The sequence below is a fragment of the Methylibium sp. genome, from assembly GCF_013817365.1.
GTDB lineage: Bacteria > Pseudomonadota > Gammaproteobacteria > Burkholderiales > Burkholderiaceae_C > Methylibium.
Map to the genome: position 1 here is coordinate 22,123 of NZ_JACDCU010000008.1, position 7,961 is coordinate 30,083.

Here is a 7,961-nt window from a genome sequence, read left to right on the forward strand (position 1 = left end):
GTGAGCCGTCCCAGCACGGGCACCGGGCAGGCGAGAGGCACTACCGGACCACAGCGGGAGAGAACGCGAGCGCGACCAGCAGGCGGGGCGGGGTGGTCCCGTCAATTGCCAAGGCCCAGCTGTTCGTCGAGGCCGCGGCGTTCGGCGCATCGTGCGGCAACGCGTAGACGATCTCGCGGTTGCCGAGCCATTCCACCTGGTCGTCGACATCGCGCGTTTCGGCCGGCAGCGGTGTGACTTTGCCGCTGGCCAACTCGAGCACATGCAGCCGCCACATGAGCCGCCCGGAACCGCCTGCGGGAACTCGCCGCTTGAAAGCGACCATCGTGCCGTCTGGCGACAGCGACGGGCATTCGACGTCCTCGTGGATCACCCGCATCTGCCTTGCTGCGAGATCGCCTTCGACGAGGTAGAGCTTTCCTTCCGTTGCGAGCGTTGCATAGAAGTGTCCGCTGCGTCGGGCGAAGGTCACGCCCCAGAAGTTGATATCGGAGGCCTTGACGGGCACGCCTTCGCGCAGCACCGGCATCGTCTCGAGGTCGTCGACGATCACTTTTCCGCTTGCCGCGTCGATGATGGACGTGCGGGTGGAGAAGTCCGCACTCAGGTACGAGTGCCCGGTGACGAACACGGTCATGGCGGCCAGGCGTCCGTCGGAAGACATCCTTGCGCGGCTCGGGGCGCCGGCCAGCGCCATGCTGTGCGCGATGGTGAAATTGCGGTCGAAGACATGGGCGCGATAGGTCGTCAGCACGCCACGCCGGGCCTGCAGACAGATGCCGCGCCCGGCGGCGAAATGCACCCGATCGCAGCTCAGCGACGTGACGAACCGCTGCCTGTTTCGAGCCTCGAGGCCCTCGAGGCTTACGCGACCGTAAGTCTCGCCCAGCGCGGTGCTGCGAAACAGCATGTAGGGGCCTTCGCCCAGGCCCTCGAGCGCGGACGAGGCAGCGGATTGCCCTGATGCTGCCGAAGGCAACGACGGCAGCGCATCGAGCGGCACGACCGACAGCGGGCCGGCCGCCGCCGCAGCTTTCGCGCGCGAGGCGGCGTGCGCGGCGTAGCCCGCGACGGCCGCTGCGCTCACCACCACCACCGCCGAGAACAGCAGCACGCGGGTGCGACGCAAGGCTCCGCCGGGCGCCTGGCTGCTGCCGACCTGTTCGCCGAGGGGTGCGCTCATGGTCCCCGGCTCGTGTGCAGACGCATCCAGATTCGCGACGTGAACAGCGCGGCAACGGCGAGGCCGCCGGCGAAGAGCACGAGCGCGACTTCGATCCCCCACCCGTCCCACGCCGCGCCGAACATCACCGACGAGACAAGCCGTGAAAGCCCTGTGGCCGTGGTCAGGATCGCGAGTCCGCTCGCCAGCAAGGGGGCAGGCAACAGACCGCTCGCCGCGGCCATCAGGACACCGTCGGTGCATGCGTAGTAAGCGCCGAGCAGCGCCAGCGAAAGCAGCCCCATGAATACACTCGAGCCTGATGCGAACAAGCTCGCGCACGCGCACACCAGCAAGGCTTGTCCGAGCAGGAACACGCGGCCTCGGCCGATCCGGTCGCCGAGCCGGCCGGCCGGTATCGCGAGCAGCAGGTAGGTCATTGCCGTGGCGACGTAGAGCAGCGGGAAGAAGCCCACATCCATCGACGTCGTGCGCTGAAGCATGAGATAGAAGAACGAATCCGCGACGGTCACGAGGCCGAGCGCCGACCCGGCAAGCACGATGGCACGAAACCGGCGCTCGCGCAGCAGTCCGAAGGCGTTGGCTAGCGAGGGCGATTCGCTCGCCACGGTACCGGCTGCCGCCCGAACGTTGCGAACGAACAGCATCAGTACGGCAATGCCGACGATCGCAACGAAGAAGCTGGTGACGAATATGAGGTCATACGTCCCCGGCAGCAGCGCGAGGATCGCAAAGGCCACGAGTGGACCGAGCAAAGCGCCGGCCGTGTCGAAGGCGCGATGCACACCGAACGCGAGGCCCAGGCGCTCAGGGGCGCTGCTGAGCGAAATCAAGGCGTCGCGAGGGACGGTCCGAATGCCCTTGCCGAAGCGATCGAGCGCGATGACGCCCGACAGGACACCCCAGGCGTTGCCTGCGGCAAGCAGCCCGAGCTTGCAGACCGCCGAGAGCGCATAGCCTGCCGCAGCCACCTCTCGATGGCGGCGCCAGCGATCGGCGAGCAGACCGCTCGCCAGCTGGGCGACGGCGGCCGCACCCTGGTACACGCCATCGACGACGCCCAGCTGAAGCGGCGACAGGCGCAGCGCGAACACCATGTAGATCGGCAGGATCGACGACACCATCTCGGCCGAGATGTCGGTCAACATGCTTGTCATGCCCAGACAGAACACGTTCGGGCCGATGCCCGACCAACGCCCCGCGCGCAGCGCATCGAGCTTCTTCGGGTCGAGTGGGTACATGCCGCTGGAGTTCGGGTGGAACGGTCGGCCGGGTCCGAGAGCGTAATCCGATGCGATCGTCGACGTAACGGTACCTCCCCCTGGTTCGCGTGGTCAGCGGTTTGCGCCGCCCGCCCGAAGCCGCTACGGCGCAGCGGGACCGAGCAGCACCACCAGCGCGCCCGCGCCGCCCTCCGAACCCCGCGCCTGCACGAAAGCGAGCACCTCGCTCTTTTGCACCAGCCAACTGCGCACTTTGCCCTTGAGCACCGCCTGACGGCCCGGCGAGCCGTTGCCCTTGCCGTGCACTACGCGCACGCAGCGCAGACCGTGTCGGGCCGCGTCGCGCAGGAAGCCGGCCAGGCGCTCGCGGGCTTCGTCACGGCGCAGGCCGTGCAGGTCGAGCTGGGCCTGGATGGTCCAGCCGCCGCGACGCAGTTTGCGAACCACGTCGATGCCGACACCGTCGCGGCGAAAGGACAGGGCCTCGTCGGTGTCGAGCAGCGACTCCACGTCGAAGTCGTCCGACAGCGCCTCGCGCAGCACCGCGGCCTCGTCGCGCTGGCGCTGCACCGGCACCGGCTCGGGCCGCGGCCGGGCCATCGCCGCGCGGGCCGCGGCCTTGAGGGGCGTGACCGGGCCGACGCTGTGCACGAACAGGTCGCGCTCGCGGCGCAGCGCCAGTTCGCGGGCGAGCTGCTGTGCTTCACGCAGCTTGCTTTCGCGCGCCGCTTCGTCGAGCTGGCGCTTGAGTGAGCCCAGTCCGTGCAGGCCGGTGGACGGGGCGGCGGGGCGCTCACGCTCGCTCGCGCGGGACCTCGAGCCGCGGCGGCGCAGGGGCGGTGCGTTCACAGCAAGCCCCGCTCGGCAAACGACACCACGCCGCCGCGCGAGACGACGAAGTGGTCGAGCACGCGCACGTCCACCAGCGCCAACGCGGCCTTGAGCGTCTGCGTGAGCACTTCGTCGGCCCGCGAGGGTTCGGCCACGCCCGAGGGGTGGTTGTGCGCCAGGATCGCGGCGGCAGCATTGAGCGCCAGGGCGCGCTTGACCACCTCGCGCGGATACACGCTGGCCTGCGACAGCGTGCCGCGGAACAACTCCTCGAAAGCGAGCAGCCGCTGCTGGCTGTCGAGAAAAAGCACGGCGAAGACTTCGTGCTGCAGGCCGGCGAGTTGCAGCCGCAGGTAGTCCCTGACCGTCTGCGGCGCATCGAACACCGGCGCAGCGCTCAGCCGCTCGACCAGCGTGCGGCGCGCGATCTCCAGCACGGCGGCCAGCTCGGCGCGCTTGGCCGGGCCGAGCCCCCGCACACGCAGCAGCGCCTGCGGCTCGGCCGCCATCAGGCCGCCGAGACCGCCGAACTGATCGAGCAGGGCCTGCGCCATCTGCAGCACGTCTTGCCCCGCCGTGCCGGTGCGCAGCAGCAGCGCCAGCAGTTCGGCATCGGCCAGCGCTGCCGGCCCGCGGGAGAGCAGCTTTTCTCTAGGGCGCGCCTCGAGGGGCAGCTGATCGAACGACATGGCGGAAGGGCTCGGGTGGGGCAGGGGGCGGACACGGCGCGTCGGCCCCGCCCGCCGGTGGCTGCCGCGTTACTCCGGGAAAAGGAGCGACGTTTCCGGCAAGCCGGTGCCCCGCGAGGGGCAGAACGCAAAAACTACAATCGCCGCAGTCTATCGAAGCGAAAGCGCTGCCCTTGGAACAGCTTCAACAGGTTCGCTCCGGGTCTTTCCTGACCTTGCACTACCGGCTCGCCGGCGCCGATGGCGCGGACCTCATCAACACCTTCGGCGACAACCCGGCCACCTTGTCGCTGGGTTCCGGCGAGCTGGCGCCGGCCATGGAGCAGCGCCTGCTGGGCCTGACCGAGGGCACCCGCGCTCGCTTCGAGCTTGCGCCGGGCGAAGCCTTCGGCGATCGCAATCCCGAGCTGCTGCAGCGCGTGGCGCTGGCGGTGCTGCGCGAACACGGCGACCCGAACGAGACCTACAGCGTGGGCGACGTGTTGCAGTTCCCCACGCCCGGCGGCCAGGGGCGCTTCGCCGGCGTGCTGCGCGAGCTGGGCCCGCAGGACGAGGACTGGGCGCTGTTCGACTTCAACCATCCGCTGGCCGGCCGGCCGCTGTCTTTCGAAGTGCATGTGATCGGGGTGCTCGAATGAGCCTGGAACGAGTCAGCGGTGACGAACAAGGCGGCGTGACCGACGTGCTGCTGGCCGAGCCGCGCGGCTTTTGCGCCGGCGTGGACCGCGCGATCGAGATCGTCGAGCGCGCCATCCGCAAGTTCGGTGCGCCCATCTACGTGCGCCACGAGATCGTGCACAACACCTACGTCGTCAACGATCTCAAGACCAAGGGCGCCATCTTCATCGAGGATCTGGCCGACGTGCCGCCCGGCGCAACGCTCGTCTTCAGCGCCCACGGCGTGAGCCGCGCGGTGCGCGACGAAGCCAGGGCGCGCGGGTTCTCGGTGTTCGACGCCACCTGCCCGCTGGTGACCAAGGTGCACGTGGAAGTCGCCAAGCTGCACAAGGAAGGCTTCGACTTCATCATGATCGGCCACAAGGGCCACCCCGAGGTCGAGGGCACGATGGGTCAGCTCTCGGAAGGCATTCATCTCGTGGAAGACGTGAAAGACGTCGAGCGCCTGCAGATCGGCCAGCCCGAGCGGCTGGCGGTGGTGACGCAGACCACGCTGTCGGTGGACGACGCCGCCGAGATCCTGGCCGCCGTGAAAAAGCGCTTCCCGCAGGTGCGCGAGCCCAAGCAGCAGGACATCTGCTATGCCACGCAAAACCGCCAGGACGCCGTCAAGGTGCTGGCGCCGCAGGTCGACGTGCTGGTGGTCGTGGGCAGCCCGACCAGCTCCAACAGCACCCGCCTGCGCGAGCTGGCCGAGCGGCTCGGTACGCCGGCCTACATGGTCGATTCGGCGGAAGAGCTGCAGCCCCAGTGGTTCGACGGCCACGGACGCGTCGGTCTGACCGCGGGCGCTTCCGCGCCCGAGCTGCTGGTGCAGCAGGTGATCGATCGGCTGCGCGCGCTCGGGGCGGTGTCGGTGCGCAAGATCACCGGCGTTCAGGAGAACGTGCAGTTCCCGCTGCCCTTGGGCCTGGGCGACAAGTCGATGCGAGGCTTCGAATAACGCCATGCTCGACATCACCGTGCTGCGCAAAGACCTCGACGGCGTCGTCGCCCGCCTGCAGGCGCGCCAGTCTCCGCAGCCCTTTCTCGACGTGGAGCGATTCACTTCGCTGGAGGCTGAACGCAAGGCCCTCCAGACCCGCACCGAAGAGTTGCAGGCGCGGCGCAACCAGCTTTCCAAGCAGATCGGTCAGCTCAAGGCCAAGGGCGAGGACACGGCTGCGGTGATGGCCGAAGTGGCCGGCTTGGCGGACGCGCTGAAGACCGGCGCCGAGCGGCTGGAGGCAATCCAGACCGACCTGCACGCGCTGCTGATGGCCTTGCCCAACCTGCCGCAGCCGAGCGTGCCGGTCGGTGCGGACGAGGGCGGCAACGTCGAGGTGCGGCGCTGGAGCCCGCGGGGCGATGCGCCGCCCCGCTTCGATTTCACGCCGCGGGATCACGTCGAGCTGGGCGCGCCGCTGGGTCTGGACTTCGACACCGCGGCCAAGCTGTCCGGCGCGCGCTTTTCCTTCCTGCGCGGGCCGATCGCGCGGCTGCACCGCGCGCTGGCCACCTTCATGCTCGACGTGCAGACCCAGGAGCACGGCTACACCGAGTGCTATACGCCCTACATCGTGAACCGTGAAGTGCTCGAAGGCACCGGCCAGTTGCCCAAGTTCGAAGCGGACATGTTCTGGGTGACGCGCGGCGGCGACAGCGAGGCGACGACGCAGTACCTCATCTCCACGTCCGAGATTTCGCTCACCAACAGCGTGCGCGAGCAGGTCCTCGACGCGGCGCAACTGCCGATCAGGCTCACCGCCCACAGCCCGTGCTTCCGCTCCGAAGCCGGCAGCGCCGGGCGCGACACGCGCGGCATGATTCGCCAGCACCAGTTCGACAAGGTCGAGATGGTGCAGGTCACGACGCCCGACACCAGCGATGCAGCGCTCGAGCAGATGGTGGGCCATGCCGAGGCGATCCTGAAGAAGCTCGAACTGCCTTATCGCGTCGTGCTGCTGTGCAGCGGCGACATGGGCTTCGGCGCGGCCAAGACCTACGACCTCGAGGTCTGGCTGCCGGCGCAGGACACCTACCGCGAGATCAGCTCGTGCTCCAACTGCGAAGCGTTCCAGGCGCGCCGCATGCAAACGCGTTTTCGGGCCGCGTCTGGCAAGAACGAGCTGGTGCACACGCTCAACGGTTCGGGCTTGGCGGTGGGGCGCGCGCTGGTCGCGGTGCTGGAGAACGGGCAGCAGGCCGATGGCTCCATCGCTGTGCCGGCGGTGCTCCGGACCTACCTCGGCGGCACCGAGGTTCTGCGCGCCTGATCCCCTATACTTGCCGGCTTCGCCGACCCCGGCGAGACCACGGTTTTCATCTGGAGAGGTGGCAGAGTGGTCGAATGTACCTGACTCGAAATCAGGCGTGCGGTATAACCGCACCGAGGGTTCGAATCCCTCCCTCTCCGCCATGAATCAAGCAAATACGGGCCTTCGCGGCCCGTTTTGCTTTCCTACCCATGCTTTAACCAGCGTCCGTGCGCGGGGTGCTCGCCCGGCTGGCGCACGGCGTTCTCTTGCCTGGTTCGCGGGTGTCTGGTGACCATCCCCATCACTCCGGGAACAACCCTGCCACGATCTTCATCGGCAGGAACAGGCGGGTTGGCTGCTGCTGCAGCGGCCAGAAATCGAAGTGTTTGTAGAACGCTTCGCCCGCGGCGTCCTTGGCATCGACCACGATGGCCATCGCCGCGATCCGGTCTGCGGCGTCAAGGCTGCGGTGCAGCGCATCCATCAGCAAAAACTCGCCGAGACCCTTGCCTTTTTGGCCTTGATCGACGGCAAGTCTGCCGAGCAGCGTCACCGGCATCTGCGGATAGCGCGGAAGCTTCTTGCTCAGCTCGGCAGGCAGTTCGTCGGCGGTGATGATCGAGGCAGACAGGGTGTAGTAGCCCAGTACGGTGCTGGCCGGAGGCGCTACGAGCACAAAAGGTGCAGCGACGCGCTTCTCGGCGTCCTGCCGGGCCTGCTGCCGCAGGTAGCGGTCAAGCGCGTCACTACCGCACGCGAATGCGCTGCGATCGTGGCTCTTGGCGAGGGGCGCGACGCGGTAGGCGTGACCGGTTTGAGCAATCACTGCCCCATCTGCTGGCGGTACTAGGCGGCGGCTTTGCGCAGACGGGCGCCGGGGGGGGAGGATTGAGCAACGCGGACACGAACGCGATTTGCTCTTTGCGGGTCAGGCGGATGGCTTCGTGCTCCTGGATAAGCTTGGCGGCGGCTTCCTGGGCGCTGGCCACCACGAACTCGCTCAAGGTGCGGCCCGACAGGGCGGCTGCATGCTGCAGCAGCGCCTTCTGATCCGTCGTGACACGGGCTTCCAAGCGCGCGCCGCGCGCTTTGTTGGTCTCGGTCGTTTCGGTCAGCATGA

Annotated in this window: 9 protein-coding genes and 1 tRNA gene; 4 read left to right on the forward strand and 6 right to left on the reverse strand. The window is 68.3% G+C overall.

Annotation, left to right across the window (positions count from 1 at the left end):
- Positions 1-40 precede the first annotated feature (40 nt).
- The 4 genes from H0W38_RS01385 to radC form a co-directional block, all read right to left on the reverse strand.
- Positions 41-1,183 carry a hypothetical protein gene (locus H0W38_RS01385; protein WP_292450725.1) on the reverse strand — a complete coding sequence of 381 codons (1,143 nt, stop codon included), beginning with the start codon at positions 1,181-1,183 and terminating at the stop codon, positions 41-43.
- Positions 1,180-2,424, reverse strand: coding sequence for an MFS transporter (locus H0W38_RS01390; protein ID WP_367161562.1), 1,245 nt, complete (start codon positions 2,422-2,424; stop codon positions 1,180-1,182). Before H0W38_RS01390 ends, H0W38_RS01385 begins: the two co-directional genes overlap by 4 nt.
- 123 nt (positions 2,425-2,547) lie before the next feature.
- On the reverse strand, positions 2,548-3,165 hold the full coding sequence (locus tag H0W38_RS01395) for a Smr/MutS family protein (protein WP_292450735.1): 618 nt from the start codon (positions 3,163-3,165) through the stop codon (positions 2,548-2,550).
- 86 nt (positions 3,166-3,251) lie between these two features.
- A complete protein-coding gene (radC, locus tag H0W38_RS01400; protein WP_292450726.1) occupies positions 3,252-3,926 on the reverse strand; it encodes a DNA repair protein RadC in 675 nt (224 codons plus the stop codon).
- A gap of 173 nt (positions 3,927-4,099) precedes the next feature.
- On the opposite strand from radC, the gene H0W38_RS01405 reads away from it, so the two are divergent.
- From H0W38_RS01405 to H0W38_RS01420, 4 genes are all read left to right on the forward strand, one after another.
- Positions 4,100-4,564 (forward strand): FKBP-type peptidyl-prolyl cis-trans isomerase, encoded by a 465-nt coding sequence (locus H0W38_RS01405; RefSeq protein WP_292450727.1) that lies wholly within the window; start codon positions 4,100-4,102, stop codon positions 4,562-4,564.
- Positions 4,561-5,547 (forward strand): 4-hydroxy-3-methylbut-2-enyl diphosphate reductase, encoded by a 987-nt coding sequence (gene ispH / locus H0W38_RS01410; RefSeq protein ID WP_292450728.1) that lies wholly within the window; start codon positions 4,561-4,563, stop codon positions 5,545-5,547. The genes H0W38_RS01405 and ispH overlap by 4 nt, the downstream gene beginning before the upstream one ends.
- 4 nt (positions 5,548-5,551) lie before the next feature.
- Entirely contained in the window at positions 5,552-6,859 is a 1,308-nt protein-coding gene (gene serS / locus H0W38_RS01415) for a serine--tRNA ligase (RefSeq protein WP_292450729.1), read from the forward strand.
- Between the two features lie 52 nt (positions 6,860-6,911).
- Positions 6,912-7,002, forward strand: a tRNA-Ser gene (locus H0W38_RS01420).
- Positions 7,003-7,142: 140 nt separating this feature from the next.
- Here the strand turns inward: H0W38_RS01420 and H0W38_RS01425 are convergent.
- Positions 7,143-7,667, reverse strand: a complete 525-nt coding sequence (locus H0W38_RS01425; RefSeq protein ID WP_292450730.1) for a GNAT family N-acetyltransferase — start codon at positions 7,665-7,667, stop codon at positions 7,143-7,145.
- The gene (locus H0W38_RS01430; RefSeq protein WP_292450731.1) at positions 7,588-7,959 is read right to left on the reverse strand and encodes a DUF1778 domain-containing protein; all 372 of its coding nucleotides are present in this window, start codon (positions 7,957-7,959) and stop codon (positions 7,588-7,590) included. Before H0W38_RS01430 ends, H0W38_RS01425 begins: the two co-directional genes overlap by 80 nt.
- Between the last annotated feature and the right edge of the window lie 2 nt (positions 7,960-7,961).

Bases quoted from the DNA above. Each gene is read 5' to 3' on its own strand.
- radC (WP_292450726.1), bottom strand. From the start codon at position 3,926: ATGTCGTTCGATCAGCTGCCCCTCGAGGCGCGCCCTAGAGAAAAGCTG.
- H0W38_RS01430 (WP_292450731.1), bottom strand. From the start codon at position 7,959: ATGCTGACCGAAACGACCGAGACCAACAAAGCGCGCGGCGCGCGCTTG.
- ispH (WP_292450728.1), top strand. From the start codon at position 4,561: ATGAGCCTGGAACGAGTCAGCGGTGACGAACAAGGCGGCGTGACCGAC.
- H0W38_RS01385 (WP_292450725.1), bottom strand. From the start codon at position 1,183: ATGAGCGCACCCCTCGGCGAACAGGTCGGCAGCAGCCAGGCGCCCGGC.
- serS (WP_292450729.1), top strand. From the start codon at position 5,552: ATGCTCGACATCACCGTGCTGCGCAAAGACCTCGACGGCGTCGTCGCC.
- H0W38_RS01390 (WP_367161562.1), bottom strand. From the start codon at position 2,424: ATGTACCCACTCGACCCGAAGAAGCTCGATGCGCTGCGCGCGGGGCGT.